The sequence below is a fragment of the Falsiroseomonas sp. RANM36 genome, assembly GCF_056682175.1.
The window spans coordinates 655,995-656,360 of record NZ_JBWXTD010000003.1 but is presented as its reverse complement, the minus strand read 5'-3'; the positions used below and the strand labels follow the sequence as shown (position 1 = coordinate 656,360).

Genomic DNA, 366 nt, shown 5'->3' with positions numbered 1-366 from the left:
TGCAGCGCCGCTACGGCGCCCAGCAGCCCGGCGCGATCCACCGGCTTCGTGAGATGCGCGTCCATCCCCGCGGCGCGGCTCCGCTCGATGTCGGCCGGCATGGCCGAGGCGGTCAGCGCCAGGATGCGGACCCGCCCCGCCGGCCCCTCCAGCGCGCGGATGCGCCGCGTGGCCGCATGGCCATCCAGCCCCGGCATCCGCACATCCATCAGGATCGCGTCATAGGTTCCGCCGGCCGCGGCCTCCACGGCGCTCTCCCCGTCGCGGACCAGATCCACCTCGTAGCCGGCCTTGCGCAGGATGGCGGCGGCGACGAGTTGGCTTGCCTCGCTGTCCTCGGCCAGCAGCAGGCGCGCGAAGGGCGCC

General features: G+C 75.1%; 1 protein-coding gene. It reads right to left on the bottom strand.

Features of this window, described 5'->3' with window-relative positions; translation table 11 throughout:
* Positions 1-366, bottom strand: a 366-nt coding sequence (locus tag AC1MIR_RS07925) for a response regulator (protein ID WP_480028726.1), incomplete at both ends; no start/stop codon positions are given.